Source organism: Streptomyces sp. NPDC000151 (assembly GCF_040301705.1).
GTDB lineage: Bacteria > Actinomycetota > Actinomycetes > Streptomycetales > Streptomycetaceae > Streptomyces.
On the sequence record NZ_JBEPFC010000012.1, the window covers coordinates 49,753 to 73,776 of the forward strand.

20 protein-coding genes are annotated in these 24,024 nt (G+C 72.0%); 11 read left to right on the forward strand and 9 right to left on the reverse strand.

Annotated elements, in window-relative coordinates; all coding sequences use genetic code 11:
- Positions 1-39 precede the first annotated feature (39 nt).
- The gene (locus tag ABT381_RS06380) at positions 40-615 is read right to left on the reverse strand and encodes a TIGR03086 family metal-binding protein (RefSeq protein WP_351588555.1); all 576 of its coding nucleotides are present in this window, start codon (positions 613-615) and stop codon (positions 40-42) included.
- Between the two features lie 151 nt (positions 616-766).
- On the opposite strand from ABT381_RS06380, the gene ABT381_RS06385 reads away from it, so the two are divergent.
- Both ABT381_RS06385 and ABT381_RS06390 read left to right on the forward strand, forming a co-directional pair.
- Positions 767-2,317 carry an AMP-binding protein gene (locus ABT381_RS06385; RefSeq protein WP_351588558.1) on the forward strand — a complete coding sequence of 517 codons (1,551 nt, stop codon included), beginning with the start codon at positions 767-769 and terminating at the stop codon, positions 2,315-2,317.
- A gap of 112 nt (positions 2,318-2,429) precedes the next feature.
- Entirely contained in the window at positions 2,430-3,599 is a 1,170-nt protein-coding gene (locus ABT381_RS06390) for a glycoside hydrolase family 88 protein (RefSeq protein WP_351588561.1), read from the forward strand.
- A gap of 14 nt (positions 3,600-3,613) precedes the next feature.
- Here ABT381_RS06390 and ABT381_RS06395 read toward each other — a convergent pair whose 3' ends face one another.
- From ABT381_RS06395 to ABT381_RS06405, 3 genes are read right to left on the reverse strand one after another with little or no spacing between them, the layout of a single operon-like run.
- Complete coding sequence (locus ABT381_RS06395; RefSeq protein ID WP_351588564.1) at positions 3,614-4,621, reverse strand: zinc-dependent alcohol dehydrogenase family protein; 1,008 nt, start codon at positions 4,619-4,621, stop codon at positions 3,614-3,616.
- Between the two features lie 41 nt (positions 4,622-4,662).
- Positions 4,663-5,142 carry an RpiB/LacA/LacB family sugar-phosphate isomerase gene (locus tag ABT381_RS06400; protein ID WP_351588567.1) on the reverse strand — a complete coding sequence of 160 codons (480 nt, stop codon included), beginning with the start codon at positions 5,140-5,142 and terminating at the stop codon, positions 4,663-4,665.
- 34 nt (positions 5,143-5,176) lie between these two features.
- Positions 5,177-5,935, reverse strand: coding sequence for a triose-phosphate isomerase family protein (locus ABT381_RS06405; RefSeq protein ID WP_351588570.1), 759 nt, complete (start codon positions 5,933-5,935; stop codon positions 5,177-5,179).
- 173 nt (positions 5,936-6,108) lie between these two features.
- On the opposite strand from ABT381_RS06405, the gene ABT381_RS06410 reads away from it, so the two are divergent.
- From ABT381_RS06410 to ABT381_RS06445, 8 genes are all read left to right on the forward strand, one after another.
- Positions 6,109-7,209: an LLM class flavin-dependent oxidoreductase gene (locus tag ABT381_RS06410; protein WP_351588573.1), complete on the forward strand. Its 1,101-nt coding sequence runs from the start codon at positions 6,109-6,111 to the stop codon at positions 7,207-7,209.
- Complete coding sequence (locus ABT381_RS06415; protein WP_351588576.1) at positions 7,206-7,850, forward strand: CE1759 family FMN reductase; 645 nt, start codon at positions 7,206-7,208, stop codon at positions 7,848-7,850. The genes ABT381_RS06410 and ABT381_RS06415 overlap by 4 nt, the downstream gene beginning before the upstream one ends.
- Positions 7,851-8,051: 201 nt before the next feature.
- On the forward strand, positions 8,052-8,672 hold the full coding sequence (locus tag ABT381_RS06420) for a TetR/AcrR family transcriptional regulator (protein WP_351588579.1): 621 nt from the start codon (positions 8,052-8,054) through the stop codon (positions 8,670-8,672).
- Between the two features lie 234 nt (positions 8,673-8,906).
- The gene (locus tag ABT381_RS06425; RefSeq protein ID WP_351588582.1) at positions 8,907-10,127 is read left to right on the forward strand and encodes a cytochrome P450; all 1,221 of its coding nucleotides are present in this window, start codon (positions 8,907-8,909) and stop codon (positions 10,125-10,127) included.
- 43 nt (positions 10,128-10,170) lie between these two features.
- Complete coding sequence (locus ABT381_RS06430; protein ID WP_223737030.1) at positions 10,171-10,365, forward strand: ferredoxin; 195 nt, start codon at positions 10,171-10,173, stop codon at positions 10,363-10,365.
- Positions 10,362-11,600, forward strand: coding sequence for an NAD(P)/FAD-dependent oxidoreductase (locus ABT381_RS06435; RefSeq protein WP_351588586.1), 1,239 nt, complete (start codon positions 10,362-10,364; stop codon positions 11,598-11,600). Before ABT381_RS06430 ends, ABT381_RS06435 begins: the two co-directional genes overlap by 4 nt.
- A 98-nt stretch (positions 11,601-11,698) precedes the next feature.
- Entirely contained in the window at positions 11,699-14,176 is a 2,478-nt protein-coding gene (uvrA, locus tag ABT381_RS06440) for an excinuclease ABC subunit UvrA (RefSeq protein ID WP_351588589.1), read from the forward strand.
- An 84-nt stretch (positions 14,177-14,260) separates the two neighbouring features.
- The gene (locus ABT381_RS06445) at positions 14,261-14,476 is read left to right on the forward strand and encodes an EF-hand domain-containing protein (protein ID WP_351588592.1); all 216 of its coding nucleotides are present in this window, start codon (positions 14,261-14,263) and stop codon (positions 14,474-14,476) included.
- 79 nt (positions 14,477-14,555) lie between these two features.
- Here the strand turns inward: ABT381_RS06445 and ABT381_RS06450 are convergent, their stop codons facing one another.
- The 5 genes from ABT381_RS06450 to ABT381_RS06470 all read right to left on the reverse strand — a co-directional run bounded on the left by ABT381_RS06450 (position 14,556) and on the right by ABT381_RS06470 (position 20,690).
- On the reverse strand, positions 14,556-16,007 hold the full coding sequence (locus tag ABT381_RS06450) for an amino acid permease (protein WP_351588595.1): 1,452 nt from the start codon (positions 16,005-16,007) through the stop codon (positions 14,556-14,558).
- Between the two features lie 95 nt (positions 16,008-16,102).
- Positions 16,103-16,318, reverse strand: coding sequence for a dodecin (locus ABT381_RS06455; RefSeq protein WP_351588598.1), 216 nt, complete (start codon positions 16,316-16,318; stop codon positions 16,103-16,105).
- A gap of 90 nt (positions 16,319-16,408) precedes the next feature.
- Entirely contained in the window at positions 16,409-16,870 is a 462-nt protein-coding gene (locus ABT381_RS06460; RefSeq protein ID WP_351588601.1) for a universal stress protein, read from the reverse strand.
- Between the two features lie 89 nt (positions 16,871-16,959).
- Positions 16,960-19,821, reverse strand: a complete 2,862-nt coding sequence (locus ABT381_RS06465) for a peroxidase family protein (RefSeq protein ID WP_351588604.1) — start codon at positions 19,819-19,821, stop codon at positions 16,960-16,962.
- Positions 19,822-20,015: 194 nt separating this feature from the next.
- The gene (locus ABT381_RS06470; protein ID WP_351588606.1) at positions 20,016-20,690 is read right to left on the reverse strand and encodes a helix-turn-helix transcriptional regulator; all 675 of its coding nucleotides are present in this window, start codon (positions 20,688-20,690) and stop codon (positions 20,016-20,018) included.
- 114 nt (positions 20,691-20,804) lie between these two features.
- On the opposite strand from ABT381_RS06470, the gene ABT381_RS06475 reads away from it, so the two are divergent.
- A complete protein-coding gene (locus ABT381_RS06475) occupies positions 20,805-23,966 on the forward strand; it encodes a cytochrome P450 (protein ID WP_351588610.1) in 3,162 nt (1,053 codons plus the stop codon).
- Positions 23,967-24,024 lie beyond the last annotated feature (58 nt).

The following is a 24,024-nucleotide window of genomic DNA, read 5'->3' on the forward strand; positions in this document are numbered from 1 at the left end:
GGCCGGCACGTTTCGACGCGTATTCTTCCCGGCCGTCGCCTACGGACGGCGGCCCAGCAGGCACAGCAGCCGGGTCTGGTCATCAGCGCCCGGCGGCGGCTCGACCGGCGGGGCGAAGAGCCCCGATTCGCTCAGCTCCTTGGCGTACGGCTCGACCTCGTGCAGCGCCGTGCTCACCAGCACTCCCGGCAGTTCCTCGGACGCGCCGACGGCCCGTGACAGGTCCCAGGCGTGCACGACCGCGTCCATGGTCATCTGACTGCAGTACGCGGCCGCGCCGCTGTCCCCGTACGACAGGTGGACCTGCCGGTCCAGTGCGCCGGGCTCGGTGAACGCCGCGACCGCGGCGACCGCCGCCCGGTCCCAGGTCGCGACCGGGTCCTCGCCCAGCACGTCGCCGCTGAATTCCTCGCCGACGTCCTCGATCGTGGCACCGTCCCGCACCAGCCGCGGCACCCACAGCTGCTCGGCGGTGAGGTGGTTCACCAGGTCGCGCACCGTCCAGTTCGTGCAGGGTGTCGCGGCGTCCCACTGGTCGTCGCCCACGGCGTGGACGCGGTCCCCGAACAGCTCGATGGCCTCGCCGTGCCGGCGCAGCATGTCGTTGGGCTTCATGCCTCCTCAGCATAGGAGCGGGCCCCCGCGACGGCCCCCCGACGCGCGCCCGCGTTACTCCCCTTCGCCTCACTGACGTGCCGTCAGCACTCTGGTCAACCTCCCGTGCGGTTGGTTGTATGTGCGCGAGCCGAAAATCATTGGAGGCTGCATGGATCTCGCGTCTGCACCCGCCGCCATCCGCTCCGCAGGCCACGAACGCCCCTACCCCGCCTTCCACGACCGCACCGCCCGCATCGCGACCGGGCTGCGCGCCCTCGGGATCGCGCCGGGTGACCGGATCGCGGTCGTGATGCGCAATGAACCGGCCTATCTCGAAATCACCACGGCCGCCGCCCAGGCGGGCATCTCGGCGGTCCCCGTCAACTGGCACTTCCGCCACGACGACCTGCGCCACGTCCTCACCGACAGCGGCAGCCGCGCCGCCTTCGTCCACACCGATATGCTGCCCGCCGTCACCGCCCACCTCCCCGCCGGCGTGCACGTCATCGAGGCGCCCGTGCCCGAAGGCGTCGCCGCTGCCTGCGGCTTCACGGCGCCACCGGTCAGCGGCGCGCACCCGGTACTGGACGACTGGCTGGCCGGCTTCGCGCCGCTGAACGACCCGGCCCCCGACCGCCCCTCCACGGTGATCTACAGCTCGGGCACGACGGGCCGCCCCAAGGGCGTGCTGCGCGACCCCGTACGCGCCGCCGACCTGCCCGACGCCGTGGCGAGCTTCCTCTCCTACTTCGCCGTGCGCCCCGGCGGCCGCACCATGATCCCGGCGCCGCTCTACCACGCATCGCCCAGCCAGCACGCCGTCCTCGCGGTCGCCTGCGGCCTGGACATCACGCTCATGCCGCGCTTCGACGCCGAGGAGTTCCTGCGGCTGATCGAGGCGCACCGTATCGAGCAGGTGCAGGTCGTCCCGACCATGCTGGTGCGCCTGCTGCGGCTGCCCAAGGAGGTCCGCGAGCGGTACGACCTCTCCTCCCTCACCTCGGTCGTGCACGCGGCCGCACCGTGTCCGCCGCACGTCAAGCACGCGATGATCGACTGGCTCGGGCCGATCCTGCGCGAGTACTACGGCGGCAGCGAGACCGGCGCCGTGACCTGGTGCGACAGCGAGCAGTGGCTGGCCCACCCAGGCACGGTCGGGCACGCCGAGGGCACCTGCGGGGTGGCCGTGCTCGGCCCGGACGGCCGGGTGCTGCCGCCCGGCGAGACCGGCACGATCTACCTCAGACCGGCCGACACCTGGCCGCGCTTCACCTACCTCGGCGACCCCGCCAAGCGCGTCGCGATGGAGTCGGCGGCGCTCCCCGGCTACGTCACCATCGGCGACGTCGGCCACCTCGACGAGGACGGCTACCTCTACCTCAGCGACCGCCTCAACGACATGGTCATCTCCGGCGGGGTCAACATCTACCCGGCCGAGATCGAGGGGTGCCTGCTGGCGCTGGACGGGGTGCGGGACGCCGCGGTGTTCGGCATCCCGGACGCGGAGTACGGCGAAGCGCTGGCCGCGCACATACAGGCCGACCCCGGCGCAGGGCTCACCGGTGAGGACGTCCGCGCCCATGTCGCGGCCCGGCTGGCCAAGTACAAGGTCCCCAAGGCCGTCGTCTTCGAGGAGACGCTGCCCCGCGACCCGTCCGGAAAGCTCTTCAAGCGGCAACTGCGCGAGCCGTACTGGGCAGGGCGCGGCACCAAGATCTGAGCGCTCCGCCTGCAATTCCCCTTCCGCCGACGGGAGTTGGCGTGCCATTCTTGCGCCGCATCGGTGAACGATGTTCACATACGTGACTTCCGTCGGCGGAAAGGGCGTACGCATGGCACACCTGGGGCACCTCGGACGATCAGTAGGCCGGCGCCGCGTTCTCGCCGCCGGCGCCGCGCTCGCCGCCGCACCGGCGCTCCCGGCCACCGCGGCGCGCGCGGCGACGGCCGTCGCCCCGGCCGGTGATCTCCCCTCCAGAGCGGAGATCACCGCCGTACTGCGCAGAGTCGCCGACCACTGGATCGGCGCGCACGCCGACCCCGGCGACAATCAGTGGGCCCGCGCCACGTTCTTCAGCGGCCTGATGGCCCTGTACGGGCTCACCCGCGACGCCCGCTACCTCACCTACGCGCGCGGCTGGGCCGAAGGCCACGACTACGCGCTGCACAACGGCGTCACCACCCGCCACGCCGACGACCACTGCGCCGGGCAGACCTATCTCGACCTGTACGAACTGGAGCCCGAGCAGGGGAAGATCGCGGCTCTTGAGGACTTCCTGCACCGCATGGTCTTCACCGACCGGCCGGAGAAGAACGACGACTGGTGGTGGGACGACGCGCTGCACATGGCCATGCCGCCGTTCGCCCGAATAGGCCGGCTGCGCGCCGAACCCGCCTACTGGGACAAGCTGTACGCGCTCTACACGCACACGAAGACGGCCGAGGGCGGCCCCGGGCTGTACGACCCGGAGACCGGCCTCTGGTACCGCGACAAGCGCTTCCTCCCCGGCGGCATCGCCTCCCCGGACGGCAGGCCCGTCCTGTGGTCGCGCGGCAACGGCTGGGTGGCCGGCGGCCACGTCAAGACGCTCAAGACCCTGCCCGCTGGCGCCCGGCACGTCCCGGAGTACCGCGCCACCCTGGTACGGGAACTGGCCGCGCTCCGCGCCGTCCAGCGCGCCGACGGGTTCTGGAATGTGAACCTCGCCGATCCCGCGCACCTCCCCGGCCCCGAGACCAGCGGTACGTCCTTCTTCCTGTACGCCACCGCCTACGCCCTCCGCGCCCGGCTCGTGCCGCGCACGCAGTACCTCCCGGTCGTGGCGCGCGCCTGGCAGGGCCTCGCCGGGACGGCCGTGCACGCCGACGGGTTCCTCGGCTACGTCCAGGGCGTCGGCGACCGCCCCGAGTCCAGCCAGCCCGTCGGCCCCGGCACGACCGCGGACTTCGGCGTGGGGGCCTTCCTGCACGCGGGCTGCGAGCTGGCCGGACTGGCCGGATAAGCCGGACCGGCCGATTACGCCGGGGCCTTGTCCGGGACGATCTGCAGCTTGCGGCCCGTGCCGCGCTTGAAGGTCTCCAGCGCCTCGGCGTACTCGTCCAGCGCGAACTGGTGGGTGATCATCGTCTCGGAGTCGATGACACCCTTGCCGAGCAGCTCCACGGCGCGGCCGTAGCTGTGCAGGATCGCCATCGAACCCACGATGCGGATCTCGTCGTTGTAGATCCGGAACGGCGAGAACTTCGCCAGCTCCTGGTCGGGGGCGCAGCCGAACTGCTGGAACGTGCCGCCCCTGATCGGCCGGGTCAGCCCGTCCTCGATGGCCTTGATGTTGCCGGTGCAGTCCGTGACGACCTCCCAGCCCAGCCGCCGTTCCAGGTCGTCCGCGCTGGTGGCGACGTGGTCGGCGCCGAGCTTCTTCGCCACCGTGAGGCGGTCCGCGTTGATGTCCACGACGGAGACGGAGCCCGCACCGGCGCGCTGGGCGACCTGCATGTAGAGCAGGCCCATGGTGCCCGCACCGTAGATCAGGAAGTTGTCGCCGAGCTTGGGGTCGACGATGTCGAAGCCGCGCACGATCGTCGACAGCGGCTCGATGAGCGGGGCGTGCCGCAGCTCCACGGTCTCCGGCAGCCGGTAACAGTTGCGGGCCGGTACCTTCACGTACTCGGCGGCGGCGCCGTCCACGGTGATGCCGATCGTGCCCCACTGCTCGCAGAGGTTGCCGCGGCCGATGGCACAGAAGTGGCAGGCGCCGCAGTAGATCGCCGGGTCGGCGGCGATCTTGTCGCCCTCGGCGAAGGACGTGACGTCCTCGCCCACCGCGACGATCTCGCCGGAGAACTCGTGCCCCGGGATCACCGGGTACTTGGTGGGCCCGAACTCGCCCGCCAGCATGTGCACATCGGTACCGCACAGCCCGGCGGCGGTGACCTTCACGACGACCTCGCCGTGGCCCGGCGTCGGGTCCGGCACGGTGGTCACGGAGAGCTTCTGCGGTTCCTCGATGACTACGGCGCGCATGGTGCTACCACCTTTCGAAGGAGGGATGGGGGAGCGGTGGTTCAGGCGGGGACGACGAGGTTGCGGGACTCGACCTGCTTGATCTTCTCCACCTTGGGCGCCGAACCGCCGCCCGCGAAGTCGGAGACCAGCCAGTGGTCCAGGCATACCAGCGCGGCGTGCACGCCGATGGTGCGGCTGCCGAAACAGGCGATCTGCGCGTCATTGGACTTGCGGGCCCGCTCGGCGCTGTAGCTGTCCGGGATCTGCGCGGCGCGGATGCCGGGCACCTTGTTGGCGGCGATGGCCATGCCGATGCCGGTGCCGCACACGAGGACGGCGCGCTCGTGCTCGCCGCGGGCGACGCTGCGCGCGACCCGTTCGGCCACGTCCGGGTAGTCCTCGTCAGGGGTCGCGCTGAGGTCGGTGACCGTGTGGCCGCGCTCCTCCAGGTGCGCGATCATCGCGTCCTTCATCGCGAAGGCGGCGTCGTCGCAGCCGATGGCGATGCGGTACGACTGCTCCGTCTGCGGGTCCTGCATGGTGGTCTCCTCCGGGTGGGTGCGGGGCGGCGGGTCAGGCGGGGGCGATCTCGTCGAGTACGCGGCGCAGGCCCTCGGTGTCGTGCGCGAGCCGGCCGAGGAACAGGCCGTCGACGGGGCCGGCGGAGAGCCGGGCGTAGGTACCGGGCCCGGCGGTGCCGCCGTAGATCAGGCGGCCGCGTACGTCGTGCGCGTCCAGGCACGCGCGGATCGCGGCGGCCACCGCGAGGACGTGATCGGCGGGCGCGGGGTCGGCGGCGCCGATGGCCCAGACCGGCTCGTACGCGATGACCACTTCACTGCCGGGCACGGCGCCCGAGAGCGCGGCCCGCACCTGCGTGAGGGTCTCCTCGACGGCCGCCCCGAGGTCGGCGCCGTCCCGCTCGCCCGCGCAGACGACGGGGACCAGCCCGGCGGCGGTGGCGGCGCGGGTCTTGGCGCGCACGGTCTCGTCGGTCTCGCCGAAGTGCGCGCGCCGCTCGGCGTGCCCCACCTCGACGTACGTGGCGCCGGCCTCGGCCAGCATCCCGGCGGAGACCTCGCCGGTCCACGGGCCGGACTCGGCCCAGTGCACGTCCTGTGCGCCGAAGGCCACGCCCGTACCGGCCAGCAGCTCGCGGGCGTCGGCGAGCGCCGGGAATGCGGGGAGGACGAAGAGGTCGACGGGCCGGGCGCCGAGCGCGGCGGTCTCCGCCAGCGCGGCGACGTCCGCGAGCCACTTCCGGGTCTCGGCGAGACCGAAGTACAGCTTCAGCGAGACGCCGATCACGGGGCGGCGGCGGTGAGAGATCACGTCGTTCATGATGCTTAAAACAAAACCATCTGTGAAGTTCACAAGTCAAGGCGTGAACTTCACGGGATCGGTGTTATGGAATAGCTGCGAGGCCATCGCGGTTGGCGGGTATAGTTCACGATTCAACTACTACTCGCGATGACCTACCGCAGGAACGTACGGAGGCGGGCACCATGCAGTTCGGGATCTTCACCGTCGGCGACGTCACCACCGACCCGACGACGGGCCGGACGCCGACCGAGCACGAGCGGATCAAGGCGATGCTGGCCATCGCGCTCAAGGCCGAGGAAGTGGGCCTGGACGTCTTCGCGACGGGCGAGCACCACAACCCGCCCTTCGTGCCGTCCTCGCCGACCACCATGCTCGGCTACATCGCGGCCCGCACGGAGAACCTGATCCTCTCCACGTCCACCACGCTGATCACCACCAACGACCCGGTGAAGATCGCCGAGGACTTCGCGATGCTCCAGCACATCGCCGACGGCCGGGTGGACGTCATGATGGGGCGCGGCAACACCGGCCCGGTCTACCCCTGGTTCGGCCAGGACATCCGCCAGGGCATCCCGCTCGCCATCGAGCACTACGCCCTGCTGCACAAGCTGTGGCGCGAGGACGTGGTCGACTGGGAGGGCAAGTTCCGCACCCCGCTGCAGGGCTTCACCTCGACGCCCCGCCCGCTGGACGGCGTACCGCCCTTCGTGTGGCACGGCTCGATCCGCAGCCCGGAGATCGCCGAACAGGCCGCGTACTACGGTGACGGCTTCTTCGCCAACAACATCTTCTGGCCCAAGCACCACTTCCAGCAGCTGATCCGGCTCTACCGGCACCGCTACGCGCAGTACGGGCACGGCACCCCCGAGCAGGCGATGGTCGGCCTCGGCGGCCAGGTGTTCATGCGGAAGAACTCCCAGGACGCGGTCCGCGAGTTCCGCCCGTACTTCGACAACGCGCCCGTCTACGGGCACGGGCCCTCCCTGGAGGAGTTCACCGAGCAGACACCGCTGACCGTCGGCAGCCCGCAGCAGGTCATCGAGAAGACCCTCGCCTTCCGCGAGTACTTCGGCGACTACCAGCGCCAGCTGTTCCTGATGGACCACGCGGGGCTGCCCCTGAAGACCGTCCTGGAGCAGCTCGACATGCTCGGCGAAGAGGTCGTCCCCGTGCTCCGCAAGGAGTTCGCCAAGGACCGCCCGGCCCAGGTGCCGGACGGGCCCACGCACGCGGCGCGCGTCGCACAGCGCGACGCCGCGGCCCTGGAGGAGGTGGCGGAATGAAGCCGCTGAAGATCGTGGCCGTCTCGGCGGGCCTGAGCGTCCCGTCGTCCACCCGCCTGTTGGCCGACCGGCTGGCGGCGGCCGCCCGGCAGCGGGTGGCGGACGATTCGTCGCGCGCGGTGGAGGTGCGCGTCGTCGAACTGCGCGACCTGGCCACCGACATCGCCCACAACATGGTCACCGGCTTCCCGTCGCCCGCCCTGGGCGAGGCCGTCGAGGCGGTGGCGGAGGCGGACGGCCTGATCGCCGTCACGCCGATCTTCACCGCCTCCTACAGCGGGCTGTTCAAGTCGTTCTTCGACGTGCTCGACAACACCGCGCTGACCGGCAAGCCCGTACTGATCGCGGCCACCGGCGGCACGGCCCGGCACTCGCTCGCCCTGGAGCACGCGCTGCGCCCGCTCTTCGCGTACCTGCGCGCGGTGGTCGTACCGACCGCCGTCTACGCCGCGTCCGAGGACTGGGGCACGGGCGGCAGCGGCCCCGGCGGCGCGCTCACGGAACGCATCGAGCGGGCGGCGGGAGAGCTGGCAGCGCTGGCCCTGGGCCGGGCGGCCACCGCACCCGCGACCGAGCCGGCCGACGACCCCTATGACGTCGTGCCCTTCGCCGAACAACTGGCCGCGCTGCGGACCGACTGACGTACGTACCGCGTGCTCGGCGCGCGGCGGTGGACGCCTGGTGCGGCAGGGGGCTCGGCTGTTCCGTCCCCTGCCTGCGTCCGGGCTCCGGTCGGCCGCACGGTAGCGGGTCGCGGCCCCGTGCGGTGGCCGCGCGGCGGGGCGCCCGGCCAGGTGTGAAACTCTTAAGACCCGCCAGGACGAGAAAGAGGCGTACGGCGCATGACGGAGAGCCCGGCCGCACGGCCCAGGAACCCGCGCGGCCAGGGTGACCGGCTGCGCGAGGAACTGCTGAACGCCACCGAACGGCTGCTGGAGCAGGTCGGCAGCGAGGACGCGCTGTCGCTGCGCGCCGTGGCCCGCGAGGCGGGCGTCGCGGCGCCCAGCATCTACCGGCACTTCGCGGACAAGACCGAGCTGGTCTGGGCGACGATGCAGGTCAGCTACGAGCGGCTGGTCGAGGACATGGCCGCGGCCGGCGCGCTGGTCCCGGAAGGGGACCCGGTGGCCCGGCTGCGCGCCCGGCTGCGCGCCTACTGCACGTACGCCATCGACCATCCGGCGAAGTACCGGCTGCTCTACGAGACCCGGCAGTCCCCGGTCGGCCCGGAGCGGCTGGCGCAGCACCCGGCGGGCCTGCTGGTGCGCGGCCTGTACGACGCGCTGGCGGCCTGCGAGGAGGCGGGCTGGCGGGTGCGCTCATCCCGCGAGGAGGCGCCGTACGTCCTGTGGTCGGCGGTGCACGGCCGGGTGATGCTCTGGCAGGTCCTGCCCGCGACGAAGAACCCCGAGCGCCTGCACCGCTTCGTGGACGAGATCCTCGAACTGCTGCTGGAGCGCTGACCCGCGCCTCACCCCGCGGGGCCCGGCACCCCGCCGCGCGTCCGCCCGGACCGGAGGCGTCTAATGAGCCCGTTGAGTTGCAATTAGCACCTAACGCGGCGCCTAACGCAGCCAAGCCATGTTCCTGGAGACCCCCGGCTCGTTTACCTGCCTATTACACATGTAAGTTTACGGTTGTTAGGCGAAGCCCCACCGCGGCGCGCGTCCTCGCAGTACGTGCCTTCTAGGAGCGACATGACCGTCACTTCCCCCCATGCCCCGCTGCCCGTGGAACCCCCCACCGGCTGCCCCTTCGACCCGCCCGCCGAGCTCGGCCGGATGCGGATCGAGGAGCCGATCAAGAAGATCTCGCTGCCCGACGGCAGCTGGGCCTGGCTCGTCACCCGGTACGCGGACATCCGCGCGATCCTCGGCGACACCCGCTTCAGCTCCGACACCACCACCCCGGGCTACCCGCTCAGCGGCATGACCGGCGGCGCCACCACCGAGAACCGCGGCTTCATCCGCATGGACCCGCCGGAGCACACCCGGCTGCGCCGGATGGTCACCCGCGAGTTCATGGTCAAGAAGGTCGAGGCGCTGCGCCCGGAGATCCAGCGGATCACCGACGAGCTCTGCGACGCGATGCAGACCGCCAAGCTGAACGGCGCCGACTCCGTCGACCTCGTCGAGGCGCTGGCCCTCCCGGTGCCCTCCCTCGTCATCAGCGTGCTGCTCGGCGTCCCGTACGAGGACCACTCGGTCTTCCAGGGCCTGACCGGCAAGCTGCTCTCCCGGACGATCCCCCGCGCGGAGGCCGACGCCGCCCGCGAGGAGCTGCGCGCCTACCTGGACGGCCTGGTCACCGCCAAGGAGGCGAACCCGGGCGACGACATCCTCAGCCGCCTCATCGTCGAGCAGCAGCAGGCCGGGGAGATCACCCACGACGACGTCATCGGCTTCGCCGCCCTGCTGCTGGTGGCCGGGCACGAGACCACCGCCAACATGATCGGCCTGTCCGCGCTGAGCATGATGGGCGAGCCGAAGACCGCGCAGCAGCTGCGCGAGGACCCGTCGCTGATCCGCGGCGCCGTCGAGGAGCTGCTGCGCTTCCACAGCATCATCCGCAACGGCCCGCGCCGCGCCGCCACCGAGGACATCGAGATCGGCGGCCAGCTGATCCGCGCCGGCGAGGGCGTCGTGGTCGCCGTGCCGTCCGCCAACCGCGACCCGGAGACCTTCGAGGACCCCGACCGACTCGACGTCTGCCGCCCCAACTCCCAGCACCACGTCGCCTTCGGCTACGGCATCCACCAGTGCCTCGGGCAGGCGCTGGCCCGCGTCGAGCTGCAGGTCGTCCTCGGGACCCTGCTGCGCCGCTTCCCCACGATGCGCCCCGCCGTCCCGATCGAGGACATCCCCTTCCGCACCGACATGGCGATCTACGGCTGCCACGAGCTGCCCGTCACCTGGTAATCCCGCGGAATCCCGCCTCACCACCCCACAGGAGCAAGAAGCCATGAACATCACTCTCGACGTCGACAAGTGCTGCGCCGCCGGCCAGTGCGTCCTGGTCGCCCCCGAGGTCTTCGACCAGCGTGACGAGGACGGCATCGTCGTCCTGCTGGACGCCCAGCCGCCCGCCGAGCAGCACGCCGCCGTCCGCGAGGCCGCCGCCATCTGCCCCGCCGCCGCCATCCAGGTCGACGCATGACCGTCGGGCGCATCGCCGTCGTCGGTGCCTCGGCGGCCGGCCTCGCCGCCGTCGAGGCGCTGCGCCGGGGCGGCTGGAGCGGCGAGCTGACGCTGGTCGGCGACGAGCCGCACCTGCCGTACGACCGGCCGCCGCTCTCCAAGCAGCTGCTGAGCGGCGACTGGGAGACCGACCGGCTGGGCCTGCGCACGGCCGACCAGCTCGACGCGCTGGACCTGGACGTCCGGCTCGGCACCAGGGCCACCGTGCTGGACGCCGGGACGCGCACGCTGACCCTGGACGACGGCGACCGGCTGGCCGCCGACGGCGTCATCGTCGCCACCGGCGTCCGAGCCCGCACCCTGCCAGGACTCGCCCGCCTCGACGGCGTCCACACGCTGCGCACCCTCGACGACGCCCTCGCGCTGTGGACCTGGCTGTCCGGCGCGCCGCGGCGGCTGGTCGTCGCGGGCAACGGCGTGCTGGGCTGCGAGGCCGCGGCGGTGGCCCGCGAGCTCGGCCACGAGGTCACGCTCGTCGGCCGCGACCCGCTGCCCATGGGCCGGCTCGTCGGCGACGGCGTGGGCGCGCTGCTGGCCGCCGAGCACGAGCGGCACGGCGTACGGCAGCTGACCGGCGGCCTGGACACCGTGGAGGCGGCGGACGGGCACGTCACCGGAGTACGGCTGGCGGACGGCTCCACGCTCGACGCCGACACCGTCCTGCTCGCCATCGGCTCCGAGCCGGCGGTGGACTGGCTGCGTGCCGACGCGGCGCTGGACACCGCCGACGGACTGCGCTGCGACGAGTACTGCGCCGCGGCGCCCGGCGTCTACGCCGCCGGTGACGTCGCCCGCTGGTACCACCCGGGCCACGGCCGCCACCTGCGGATCGAGCACCGGATGAACGCCACCGAGCAGGCGATGGCCGCGGCCCGCAACCTGCTCGTGGAGCTCGGCGTCTCGGAGGAGGAGCGCCGCCCGTTCGCGCCGGTCCCGTACTTCTGGTCCGACCAGTACGGCATGAAGCTCCAGGCGTACGGAGTGCTCGCAGGCGCCGACCGGGCCGAGACGGTGCTGCTGGACAAGGAGCAGCGGCAGGTGGCCGCGCTGTACGGCCGGGACGGGCGGGCCACCGGCGTGCTCGCCGCCGGACTGCCGCCCCGGCAGATCCGCGGGCTGCGCGCGGTGATCGCCACGCCGGGGCCGTGGGAGGAGGCGCACGCGCGCCTGCTCACCGCCCTCGGCGTGGAGTGAGACCGGGGACGCCGGCCGGTGCACCGCAACCCGCCGGCCGGCGTCCCCGATCATGCCGGCGTCCCCCGATCACGTCGGTGTCCCCGATCATGGAGGGCATGACCGATTCGTACGTACGGGTGCGCGGCGCCCGTGAGCACAACCTCCGCGCCGTCGACGTGGCCATCCCGCGGGACGCCTTCTGCGTCTTCACCGGCGTCTCCGGCAGCGGCAAGTCCTCGCTCGCCTTCGGCACCCTCTACGCCGAGGCGCAGCGCCGCTACTTCGAATCGGTCGCGCCCTACGCCCGGCGGCTGATCCACCAGGTCGGCGCGCCCAAGGTCGAAGAGATCACCGGGCTGCCGCCGGCCGTCGCCCTGGAACAGCGCCGCTCGGCCCCCACCTCCCGCTCCTCCGTCGGCACCGTCACCACCCTCTCCAACAGCCTGCGGATGCTCTTCTCACGCGCCGGCGACTATCCGGCGGACAGCACCGGGCGGCTGGACTCCGACGCCTTCTCGCCCAACACCGCGGCGGGCGCCTGCCCCGAGTGCCACGGGCTGGGCCGCGTCCACCGCGTCACCGAGGAATCCCTCGTACCGGACCCGTCCCTCTCGATCCGCGAGGGCGCCATCGCCGCCTGGCCCGGCGCCTGGCTCGGCAAGAACCTCCGCGACATCCTCGCCACGCTGGGCCACGACATCGACCGTCCCTGGCGCGAACTGCCGCAGCACGACCGCGACTGGATCCTGTTCACCGAGGAACGGCCGGTCGTCACCGTGCATCCCGTACGCGAGGCGGGACGCATCCAGCGGCCGTACAAGGGCCAGTACCAGAGCGCCCGTCACTATGTGCTGCACACCTTCGCCGACTCGCAGAGCGAGCCGCAGCGCAAGCGCGTCCAGCGGTTCCTGGTGTCCGAGGCATGCCCGGCGTGCGACGGGCGGCGGCTGCGGCCCGAGGCGCTCGCGGTCACCTTCGCTGGGCACGACATCGCCGCGCTGGCCGGGATGCCGCTGGCGGCGCTCGCCGCGCTGCTGCGGCCGACGGCCGAGGGCGCGGACGAGGAGAGCGTGGCGGGCACCCTCGCGCGCGACCTCGTGGCCCGCATCGAGGTACTGACCGAACTGGGCCTCGGCTACCTCGGCATGGACCGTCCCGCGCCCACCCTGTCCGCCGGGGAGCTCCAGCGGCTGCGCCTGGCCACCCAGCTCCGCTCCGGCCTCTTCGGCGTCGTCTACGTCCTCGACGAGCCGTCGGCGGGCCTGCACCCGGCCGACACCGAGAGCCTGCTGACCGTCCTCGACCGCCTCAAGGAGGCGGGCAACTCCCTCTTCGTCGTCGAGCACGACATGGACGTGGTCCGGCGGGCCGACTGGCTCGTGGACGTCGGGCCGCGGGCCGGGGAGCACGGCGGCCGGGTGCTGCACAGCGGGCCGGTCGACGGTCTCGCGGGGGTGGACGAATCCCTCACCCGCCCCTTCCTCTTCGGACAGGCGGGCGGTGACTCCGGGCAGCCGGGCGGCGACGGGCCGCGCGAGCCGCGGAAGCCCTCGGGCACCCTGCGCCTCTCCGGCATCCGGCTGCACAATCTGCGGGGGCTGGACGCGGAGTTCCCGCTCGGGGTGTTCACGGCCGTCACCGGGGTCTCCGGGTCGGGCAAGTCCACCCTGGTCACCCAGGTACTCGCGGACGCCGTACGGGAGCGGCAGGGCGGCTCGGGCCCCGAGGACGACGACGAGGCCCGCCCGACGGCCGAACTGGCCGCCACCGAGGGCCTGGACGCCGTGGACCGGCTCGTCCGCGTCGACCAGAAGCCCATCGGCCGCACCCCGCGCTCCAACCTCGCCACGTACACCGGCCTTTTCGACGCCGTACGGAAGGTCTTCGCGGACACGGACGAGGCGCGCGCCCGCGGCTACAAGGCGGGCCGCTTCTCCTTCAACGTCGCCTCCGGGCGCTGCGAGACCTGCCAGGGCGAGGGGTTCGTCGCCGTCGAACTGCTCTTCCTGCCCGGTACGTACGCGCCCTGCACGGCCTGCCACGGTGCCCGCTACAACCCCGAGACCCTGGAGATCACCTACCGCTCGCGCACCATCGCCGACGTCCTCGCGATGACCGTCGACGCGGCCGCCGACTTCCTCGCCGACGTACCCGCCGCCGCCCGTAGCCTGCGCACGCTCCAGGACGTCGGCCTGGGCTACCTGCGGCTCGGCCAGCCCGCCACCGAACTGTCCGGCGGCGAGGCACAGCGCATCAAGCTCGCCACGGAACTCCAGCGCGCCCGTCGCGGCCACACCCTGTACCTCCTGGACGAGCCCACCACCGGGCTGCACCCGGCCGACACCGAAGTACTGCTGCGCCAGCTGCACGGGCTGGTGGACGCCGGGAACACGGTGGTCGTCGTGGAACACGACATGGGCGTGGTCGCGGGCGCCGACCACGTCATCGACCTGGGGCCCGGCGGCGGCGCCGACGGCGGCCGCATCGTGGCGGCCGGCCCACCGACCGAGGTCGCGGCAGCGAAGGACAGCCGTACCGCGCCCTATTTGGCGCGGGCGCTGGCCCGCCTTGGCGAGGGCGGGGGAAGGCCATGACCAGCCGTTGGTGACAGTCGGTTAATGTACCCGGGTCGGTCATCCGGACGACACCACCACAGCACCGCATGAAGGGGGCACCCCGTGGCAGACATCGAGCAGGCCAAGGCCGCGTTCGCACGATTCGACGCGAACGGCGACGGCATGGTCACGGCCGAGGAGTTCAAGCACGCGATGGCCGAGATGGGCGACGCCTACGTCACCGGCCCCGTCGCCGAGGCCGTCCTCAAGTCCAAGGACACCAACAACGACGGCCTGATGTCCTTCGACGAGTTCTGGACCGCCCTTAACAAGTCCTGACCACCGCACCGCCCCCGAACGCGCCCGCCCGGCCTCTGCCGAGCGGGCGCGTTCTGCTCCGGCCGGGCCCTGCGCCCGGTCACAGCCGCCCTTCGCGGTCCTCCAGGTCGGAGATCTCGCGGTGCGCCTTGCCGAGCTCGGAGCGGCGGTAGGAGTACGCGAAGTAGATGACCAGGCCGATCACGAACCACACGGCGAAGCGGACCCAGGTCTGCCACTCCAGGAAGGTGATCAGCCAGATGGAGAACACCACGCCGATGGCGGGGACGAACGGAACGGCCGGGCACTTGAACGTGCGGGGCAGGTCGGGGCGCTTGTAGCGGAGCACGATGACGGCGATGCAGACCACGACGAAGGCCAGCAGGATGCCGATGTTGGTCAGCTCGGCGGCCTCCCGGATCGGCAGGAAGCCGGCGATGAGGGCCGAGGCCGCGCCCACGATCCAGGTCACCCGGGTCGGCACGTGCCGGGTGGGGTGGGTCTTGGCAAACCACTTCGGGAGCAGGCCGTCGCGGCTCATCGAGAACCACACCCGGGTCACGCCGAGCATGAACGTGAACATGACGGTCAGAATGCCGATGATCGCGCCGACCGCGATCACGTCCGCCAGGCTGCTCAGGCCGACCGACTTGAAGGCGGTGGAGAAGCCGCTCTCCGGGTCGATCTTCTTGTAGTTCTGCATGCCGGTCAGTACCAGGCAGGCCAGGACGTACAGCACCATCGAGATCAGGAGTGAGTACAGGATCGCCTTGGGCATGTGGCGCTGGGCGTCCTTGGACTCCTCGGCCGCGGTCGACATCGCGTCGTAGCCGAACACCGCGAAGAAGACCGTCGCGGCACCGGCGAAGGTCCCGCTGAGCCCGTACGGGAAGAACGGCGAATAGTTCCCCGTATTGATGTGGAAGAAGCCGACCGCGATGACGACCAGGACCACCAGGACCTTCAGGCCCACCACGATCGTCTCGAAGCGCGCTGCGTTCTTGATGCCGAGGGTGAGGAGGTAGGCGATGAGCAGGCACAGGGCCGCGGCGAAGAGGTCGACGCGGTGGCCGTCGCCGGTGCCCGGGGCGCCCAGCATCCAGGCGGGCAGGTTCACGCCCATCTCGCCCAGCAGGAAGCTGAAGTAGCCCGAGATGCCGATCGCCACGACGGCGACGATCGCGGTGTACTCCAGCAGCAGGTCCCAGCCGATGAACCAGCCCACCAGCTCGCCGAGGACCGCGTACCCGTACGTATACGCGGAGCCCGCCTTCGGGATCAGCCCGGCGAACTCCGCGTACGAGAAGGCGGCGGCCGCGCTCGCCACGCCCGCGATGAGGAACGACAGCAGCACCGCGGGGCCGGCCTTGCCGTTCGCCACGGTGCCGGCGAGGGTGAAGATGCCCGCGCCGATGATGCCGCCGACACCGATGGCGGTCAGCTGCCACAGGCCGAGCGTGCGGGTCAGCTGTTCGGCCTTGCCGCCCTCGGTGTCCTGGATCATTTCGATCGGTTTACGGCGTAGTACGCCCTGTCCCGCGCGCAGCCCCATGGGATGTCCTCTCGTCGGTCCGACGGCGGATCATCATCGTCCTTATCGGACGCTTACGGAAGGCGACTCCCCACACCGGGGGCGGGTACGTCGAATCAGTCGGCGTCCTCCAGCCGGAACCCCACCTTCAGGCCGACTTGATAGTGCTCGATCTCGCCGTCCACGATGTGGCCACGCACCTGGGTCACCTCGAACCAGTCCAGATTGCGCAGCGTTTGGGACGCGCGGCGTACGCCGTTGCGGATGGCGGCGTCCACGGTTTCGTGGGACGTTCCCACGATCTCGGTCACACGATAGATCCGGTCGGTCACGGCAGACTCCCTCATCAACGCTTCGGGTCGGCGTGGCGGGCTGTTCCTCCACACTGCACCGGGCCGCCGCGCCCCGCCTCCCGAGCGCGGTTACGGGACGACCGTCACCGGCCAGCGGCCCGCCTTGACCAGCCGTACCGCGACCGAGCCCATGATCCGGTGCCCGGCGGACTCCGACGCGCCGACCACCACCGCGTCGGCCTTCAGTTCGTCCGCCATCTGGAGCATCGCGCTGTACGGGTCGCCGCGCACCGTGTGGAACTCCCACCGCAGGTCGTAGATGCCCGCCATGCGTTCCGTCGCCGTGCGGATCTCGGCCATCAGCTCTTCGGCTATTTCGTCGGTGGTGTGCACGACCGGGGCGCCCAGCGCGGCGCCGGCCGCCAGCACCGGCTGGACGTACACCAGGACCAGCTTCGAGCTCTGGCGGCGCGCCAGCCCGGCGGCGTACGAGGCGGCCCGCCACGACGACTGCGTGCCGTCGATGCCGACGACGATGACCTTGGGCCCGTCCGTGCCGCGCTCGAAGGGCGCGGGCGTCTTGTCCTCCACGTACAGGAGGTTAACGCCCGCGCCCCGGAGCGATCCCGTGGGGCTTCACAAGATCGCTCGGCCCGCGTGCGCGGTCCGGCGGCGGTCCCTCACGACTCCGCGCCGGTGCCGCGCACCGGGAGCACCGGACGCCAGGGCGCGAAGGCACCGGCGTCGCGGGGCAGCATCGCCGCCAGCTCCGGGCAGTGCCGCAGGATGACGGAGTTCATCCCGTTGCGCGCCACCCAGTCCATGCCCAGCGGCGTGTAGATCTCGGGGCGGAAGTCGACGGTCAGGAACCGGTCGGACTGGATACGGCGGCTCGCCATCAGGATGAAGATCCGGAAGGCGGTGTCGCTGAACCCGAAGCCCTGCGGCGGGGTCTCGGCGAACAGGCCGACCATGGTGTCGATCTCGTCGACGTCCCGGTACACCTCCTTCAGGAGCGCGGCCGTGTCCGGGTCGGCGGTGACCTCGTCGAAGCGGGTCAGCCGCGGCTTGTGCAGCCCGGCCCGGAAGTCGTTGTACCGAGGCACGCCGCGCCGCCGCGTCCGTACCAGGTCCACCACCGACAGGTCGATGATCTCGCCGTCCCGCTCGAAGTGGGTCAGCGCGCGCGGGTAGTTGTGCAGGGTGATCGCGCCCGGGTGCGCGATGCCCAGCGAGTACAGCGAGTCCGTCAGGCCCGTCTTGCGGGCCAGCGCCTCCGCGGCGCCGCCCTGCAGGTCGTTGAAGGACAGGGCCTCCAGGCGCTGCCCGAAGTGGTGCTCGCGCAGCTCGTAGTCGTCCGGGATCAGCGGGTGCATCCGGTAGACCGTGACGAAGTCCTCGGTCAGCGAGAACGGCACGTTGTGGTGGTCGGGCAGGGTCTTCGGGATGCCGGTCAGCGAGTGCGACTCGACCAGCCACAGGCCCAGCTTCTGCAGCCAGTTGTTCGGCGGGCCCTCCCAGTTGGTGTGCAGGCTGATGTCGATGGCCTTCGTCGCCAGGATCGACGGCGTCCACTCCACCGTGTGGATCTTCGAGATCAGCGCGGAGACGATGAGCCGGGCGGTCTGGTAGACCTGCTCCGCGCTCATCTTCGGATATTCCTTGTGCAGCGCCTCGCAGACCGCGTTGTGCTCGCGCGCGAAGAGCGTGTGGATGACCGACAGGCCCAGCCACCAGTTCTCGTTGAAGCCGGTCAGCGGGATGCCGTTGGAGCCCATCGGCAGGTGGCCGTCCTCCAGGCGCAGCTTGGCGCCGTCCGGCTCGCGCAGGCCGCGCGCGGTGCTCTCGTCGCCGCCGTAGACCTCCGAGCCGTCCCACCAGGGCGAGGTGGTGTTGGTGAAGAGGATGGGCGGCTTGCCCGGGCGCTCCAGGCCGCGGTTGTCGGCGATCCGCATGACGTTCTCGGCCGGGCCGCCGGGGGTGTTGTACCAGGTGCTGCCGGGCGGCAGCGGCACCTCGACCGACCGCTCGGCGAGCGAGTAGCGCTGGTGGTTGACCCAGTCGTGCACCTGGAACTGGATCCAGGCGGCGGCCAGGATGTTCAGCGAGGTCGCGGGCTGGAAGGCGCGGCGGTGCAGCAGCTCGCGGGCCACGGTGACGGCGTTCGGGGTGTCGAAGAGGTCCGGGCGGTAGACCGGCTTGAGGTTGCGCCCGAAGGTGGAGCCGGTCGCGCCCATCCGCGGCGCGGACAGGTCGGTGTGGGAGCCGTCGTACGAGCGGGCCGTGCGGGCGCGCTCGTCCACGGTCTCCGGCACCGGTACCGCCTTCGGCGGCGCCTCGGGCAGCTCGGTGTCGATGAGGTTGAAGCGGCGCAGTACCTGCCGCAGGGCGACCAGGTTGAGCAGGCCCGCCTCCAGGGGCATCCGGTACCAGGGGAGGTAGCGGTTGAGCGTGCTGAACACCGCACGCAGGGGTACTCCGAGCACCGCGTTGCGCAGTGGTTCCTCGGTCTGGAAGCGGGTGCCGAGGCGGTGTGCCGCGCTGGCCTGGTACGCGGCCTTCCTGGCCCGGTTCAGGTTGCCCAGCGGGCGGAAGTCCTCCGTGGTGTGCCATGGGTTGAAGGACAGCTGTTCGATGCGGCGGGTCGCGGAGCCGGCCTCGGCGGTGGTGATGTCCTGCCGCGGGATCGTCAGCCGCGCCACCGGGACCACGGGCGCGTCCGACTCCCGCCAGTCCGAGGCGCCGTTCTCGATCGACGTGCGCTTCTCGTCCACGAACCGCTGTACGCACAGGTCGAATTGGACGTCGGCGGCGGCCAGCCGCTCGGCCAGCTCGTGTCGCAGGTGGTCGGGGTCGTGCCGGTCGGGGCGGGGCGCGGGCGCGCCGCCGGGCGTGGGCCGCAGCTGGTAACGCACCGGCCCGGCGTCGCCCCACAGGCACGCGCCGCGGCTCCAGTACGTCTCGCGTGCCAGCGAGCCGACCGTGTGCCGGGCCGCGGCCTGCACATTGCGCCGCATCCGCGTCGCGGTGCCCCAGCCCACCGCCAGCGGCAGCTTCACCAGCAGCCCGAACGCCTTCTGCAGTGGTGACTTCGCCCCCGCCATCGCCTTCGCGAACGCCACGAACTCCCGGGCGTTGCGCGCGTGACTGACCGGGAAGTTGGTCGCCAGCAGATCGTGGGTCTCCTCCGCCGACACCTCCACCCGCACGGCGACGCCGCGCAGGTCGGGCGAGACGTCGGAGCCCGGAATACCGGCGGCGTTGGACAGCCGCACCAGCGCCGGATACTCGGCCCCCGGCTGGGCATAGCCCTGGGTCAGCGCGGCTGGCAGATCGTCGTTGAACCGCAGCCTGGCGTTCTCCACGCCGAGGACGCCCTTCGCATGAAAGGCGCGCTGGACACCTGGTGCCCCGCTGCTCTTTTTGTTCCGCGACTGCACGCGCATCAGCTCACGCGCCAGCTTCTCGAAGAGCAGCCGCTCCGCCTCTGGACTGCCGCCTTCGTACGTCTCGTACTGCACGTAACTCACGGTGTCGGCCATGGGTCCGCACCCTCCGTACGGGAAGAAGAGCGGCCGACGCTACTCGCCCGGGCAGGGCCCTGGCCGGTCCGATTCGGGCCGATTCCGTGCCGCTGCTGGCGGCCTCCCGAGGTCGGTCACCGGCGTCCAGTCCGGCCTCCGGCATCCGTACGGGAGGCAGCAGCCGCGGTCGTCGTACCGGCTTCGTCGTGCCCTCAGGCGTCCCGGTGCTCGGTTGGGGTCGGGGGCCAGGAGGTGGGGGAGAGGAGGCCGAGGGTGTAGGCGCGGGCGATCAGGGCGGTGCGGTTGGGGACGCGGAAGCGGCGGGTCAGGCGGGTGAGGTGGTAGTTGACGCCGTCGACGGTGAGGCCGAGGTCCTTGCCGATGGCGGCCGTGGTGGCGCCGGAGGCGGCGAGGGCGAGGATGCGGGACTCGACGGGGGAGAGGCGCTCGGCGGGCTGCGGGGGCGCGGGGCGGTCCTCGTGGACGCGGAGTATGGCGAGGAGTGCGGGCGGCTCGTCGGAGGGGTCGCCGACCGGGTCGAGGGTGAGCATGCCCTCGCGTGCGGGCCCGTCGGGCCGTTCGTGCCAGCGGACCTCCACGGGGTACCGGGAGCGGCGGCCCATCCGTACGGCCTCGACGAGCCGGCCGACCTGGGAGATCGCCCGGGGGCTGAAGTGGTCCAGGAGGTTGCGGCCGCGCAGCCGGCCCCGTGTGGTGCCCCACACGGCGGCCATCGCCGGGTTGGCGATCAGGATCTCGCCGTCGGCGCGGCAGACGGCGACCGGCAGCGGCATCCGGTCCAGGAGGATGAGGAAGTAGTTGTGCCAGGAGGAGCCGGCGCTCGGTGCGTGCGAAGCGTCGAACATGCCGTACGGCTCGTGCGCCATGAGGCCGCGTCATCCTTATCCCTGTGGTCCGCAAGGGGCGGACGCGAAAAACCACTACATGATCATGTAGTTACCGTGCGGCACACGGTACTCCGCGCCGGACAGGGTGGGGGAATGAGCGACACGCAGCTTCTGAGCGACGCGACCGTCTCCGACGACGGCATCCCCCTCGTGGACATCTCGGCCAACGGCCTCTCCCGTACCCCCCTCCAGCAGGCCATGGGCCTGGCGCGCGAGCACGGCCCGATCTTCCGGCGCCGGCTGCACGGCAGGGACGCCACCTTCGTCACCTCCCTGGAGCTGGTGACCGAGCTCGCCGACGAGACCCGCTTCGAGAAGGCCGTCGGGCCGGCCCTGGAGAACGTACGGGAGTTCGCCGCCGACGGGCTCTTCACCGCCTACAACGACGAGCCGAACTGGGCCAAGGCGCACGACATCCTCATGCCCGCCTTCGCGCTGGGCTCGATGCGCACCTACCACCCGGCGATGCTCGCGGTCGCCCGCCGGCTGATGGCGAGCTGGGACCGCCGGGTCGCCGAGGGCGCGCCGGTGGACGTGCCGGACGACATGACCCGGATGACCCTGGACACCATCGGACTCGCCGGATTCGGCTTCGACTTCGAGTCCTTCGGGCGCGAGACGCCGCACCCCTTCGTGGACGCGATGGTGCGCTGCCTGGAGTGGAGCATGACGCGGCTGGCCCGTAAGCCGGGCGTGGATTACACCGAGCGGGATGAAGCGTTCCGCGCGGATGCCGACTACCTCGCGTCGGTGGTGGACGAGGTGATCAGTGCGCGTACCGCCTCCGGCGACACCTCCGCCGATGACCTGCTCGGGCTCATGCTCGGCGCGCCGCACCCGGAGGACGGCACGACCCTGGACCCGGCCAACATCCGCAACCAGGTCATCACCTTCCTGATCGCCGGTCACGAGACCACCTCGGGCGCGCTCTCCTTCGCCCTGTACCACCTGCTCAAGGACCCGGTCGCGCTGCGGCTCGCGCGCCGCGAGGCCGACGAGCTGTTCGGCGACGCGGCCGACCCCGACCCCTCGTTCGAGGACATCGGGAAGCTGGCGTTCACCCGGCAGGTGCTGAACGAGGCGCTGCGGCTGTGGCCGACCGCCGCCGCGTTCAGCCGGCAGGCCAAGGCGGACACGCTGCTCGGCGGCCGGTACCCGGTCAAGGCCGGGCAGATCCTCACCGTCCTCGCCCCGATGCTGCACCGCGACCCGGTCTGGGGCGACAACCCCGAGCTGTTCGACCCCGCGCGCTTCTCACCCGAGGCGGAGGCGGCCCGCTCCCCGCACGCGTACAAGCCCTTCGGTACCGGTGAACGCGCCTGCATCGGGCGGCAGTTCGCGCTGCATGAGGCGACCATGCTGCTGGCACTCCTCGTGCACCGCTACCGCTTCGAGGACCACGGCGACTACGCGCTCACCATCAAGGAGACGCTGACGCTGAAGCCGGACGGGTTCACGGTCCGGCTCGCCGAGCGCTCCTCGGACCACCGCGCGGCCGACCGGGCGGCGCTCGCCGTGCTGCCCGGCCGGGACGCCGCGGACGACGCGCCCGCCGCCGACGACGGGCTGCCCACCCGGGTACGGCAGGGCACCGGGCTGCTGCTCCTGCACGGCACCAACTACGGCACCTGCAAGGACTTCGCCGAGCGGCTGGCCGACGAGGCGACCGGGCTCGGCTGCGCCACCGAGGTCGCGCCCCTGGACGCGTACGCGGGCGGGCTGCCCGCCGACCGCCCCGCGGTCCTCGTCGCGGCCTCCTACAACGGCCGCCCGACCGACGACGCGACCGCCTTCACGGCCTGGCTGGAGGCCGCGCCCGAGGGTGCCGCCGACGGCGTCCCGTACGCCGTCCTCGGCGTCGGCGACCGCAACTGGGCCGCCACCTACCAGCGCGTCCCCACCCTCCTCGACGACCGGCTGGCCGCGCTCGGCGGCGACCGGCTGCTGCCGCGCGCCGCCGCCGACGCCTCCGGCGACATGGCCGGCACGGTCAAGGACTTCACCGCCGCGCTCCGTACGGAGCTGCTGACCCGGTACGGCGATCCCGCGAGCATCGGCGCCACCGCCTCGCCCGACGAGACCGTGTGCACCGTCACCGAGATCACCGGCGGCCCCCTGGACGCCCTCGCCGCCCGCCACGGCCTGACCGAGATGACCGTCACCGAGGCGTACGACCTCACCGCCGAGGACTACCCCCGCAAGAAGCGGTTCCTGCGGCTCGCCCTCCCCGAAGGCGTCACGTACCGGACTGCCGACCACCTGAGCGTGCTGCCCGTCAACACGCCCGAGCGGGTCACCCGCGCCGCACAGGCGCTCGGCGTGGACCCGGCGGCGGTGCTCAGCATCCGGCAGCCGGGCGCGGGCCGCGACGCGCTCCCCGTCGACCGCCCGCTGACCGTCCACGCGCTCCTCACCCACCACCTGGAGCTGAACGCCCGGCCGACCGCGGAACAGCGGGCGCTGCTCGCCGCGCACAACCCCTGCCCGCCCGAGCGCGCGGCCCTCGAAGCGCCCGCCGAGGACGACACCCGTACGACGCTGGAGCTGATCGAGGCGTACCCGGCGCTGCGCGGCGCGCTGCCCTGGCCGGTGGTCCTGGAGCTGCTGCCCCCGATGCGGACCCGGCACTACTCCGTCTCCTCCTCCCCGGCGGTGGATGGCCGGCACGCGGACCTGATGGTCTCGCTGCTGCCCGGCGGCACCGGTTCGAGCCATCTGCACACCCTGAAGGCCGGTGACACGGTCCTCGCCCGCGTCCAGCCCTGCCGGGACGCCTTCCGCATCGATCCGGCCGACTCCACCCCGGTGATCATGGTGGCGGCCGGCACCGGGCTGGCGCCCTTCCGCGGCGCCGTCGCCGACCGTACGGCGGCCGCCGGGCCGCTCGCCCCGGCGCTGCTCTTCTTCGGCTGCGACGCGCCCGACGCGGACTTCCTGCACGCCGACGAGCTGCGCGCGGCCGAGGCGGCCGGCGCCGTCGGCGTACGCCCCGCCTTCAGCGAACGGCCCGAGGACGGCCGCCGGTTCGTCCAGCACCGCATCGCCGCCGACGGCGAAGAGGTCTGGCGGCTGCTGGAGTCGGGCGCCCGGGTGTACGTGTGCGGCGACGGCAGCCGGATGGCACCGGGCGTCCGCGCGGCCTTCCGGGAGCTGTACGTACGCCACGGCGGCGGCACGGCCGAGGAGGCCGAGACCTGGCTCACCGGGCTGACCACCGCGGGCCGGTACATCGAGGACGTCTACGCGGCGAACTGACCCGCACCGGGGGCGCGGAGGCTGCCGACGACGGCGGGAACCGGCACGCGTACGACGA

Bases quoted from the DNA above. Each gene is read 5' to 3' on its own strand.
- ABT381_RS06380 (WP_351588555.1), bottom strand. From the start codon at position 615: ATGAAGCCCAACGACATGCTGCGCCGGCACGGCGAGGCCATCGAGCTG.
- ABT381_RS06385 (WP_351588558.1), top strand. From the start codon at position 767: ATGGATCTCGCGTCTGCACCCGCCGCCATCCGCTCCGCAGGCCACGAA.
- ABT381_RS06390 (WP_351588561.1), top strand. From the start codon at position 2,430: ATGGCACACCTGGGGCACCTCGGACGATCAGTAGGCCGGCGCCGCGTT.
- ABT381_RS06395 (WP_351588564.1), bottom strand. From the start codon at position 4,621: ATGCGCGCCGTAGTCATCGAGGAACCGCAGAAGCTCTCCGTGACCACC.
- ABT381_RS06400 (WP_351588567.1), bottom strand. From the start codon at position 5,142: ATGCAGGACCCGCAGACGGAGCAGTCGTACCGCATCGCCATCGGCTGC.
- ABT381_RS06410 (WP_351588573.1), top strand. From the start codon at position 6,109: ATGCAGTTCGGGATCTTCACCGTCGGCGACGTCACCACCGACCCGACG.
- ABT381_RS06415 (WP_351588576.1), top strand. From the start codon at position 7,206: ATGAAGCCGCTGAAGATCGTGGCCGTCTCGGCGGGCCTGAGCGTCCCG.
- ABT381_RS06420 (WP_351588579.1), top strand. From the start codon at position 8,052: ATGACGGAGAGCCCGGCCGCACGGCCCAGGAACCCGCGCGGCCAGGGT.
- ABT381_RS06425 (WP_351588582.1), top strand. From the start codon at position 8,907: ATGACCGTCACTTCCCCCCATGCCCCGCTGCCCGTGGAACCCCCCACC.
- ABT381_RS06430 (WP_223737030.1), top strand. From the start codon at position 10,171: ATGAACATCACTCTCGACGTCGACAAGTGCTGCGCCGCCGGCCAGTGC.
- ABT381_RS06435 (WP_351588586.1), top strand. From the start codon at position 10,362: ATGACCGTCGGGCGCATCGCCGTCGTCGGTGCCTCGGCGGCCGGCCTC.
- uvrA (WP_351588589.1), top strand. From the start codon at position 11,699: ATGACCGATTCGTACGTACGGGTGCGCGGCGCCCGTGAGCACAACCTC.
- ABT381_RS06450 (WP_351588595.1), bottom strand. From the start codon at position 16,007: ATGGGGCTGCGCGCGGGACAGGGCGTACTACGCCGTAAACCGATCGAA.
- ABT381_RS06465 (WP_351588604.1), bottom strand. From the start codon at position 19,821: ATGGCCGACACCGTGAGTTACGTGCAGTACGAGACGTACGAAGGCGGC.
- ABT381_RS06470 (WP_351588606.1), bottom strand. From the start codon at position 20,690: ATGGCGCACGAGCCGTACGGCATGTTCGACGCTTCGCACGCACCGAGC.
- ABT381_RS06475 (WP_351588610.1), top strand. From the start codon at position 20,805: ATGAGCGACACGCAGCTTCTGAGCGACGCGACCGTCTCCGACGACGGC.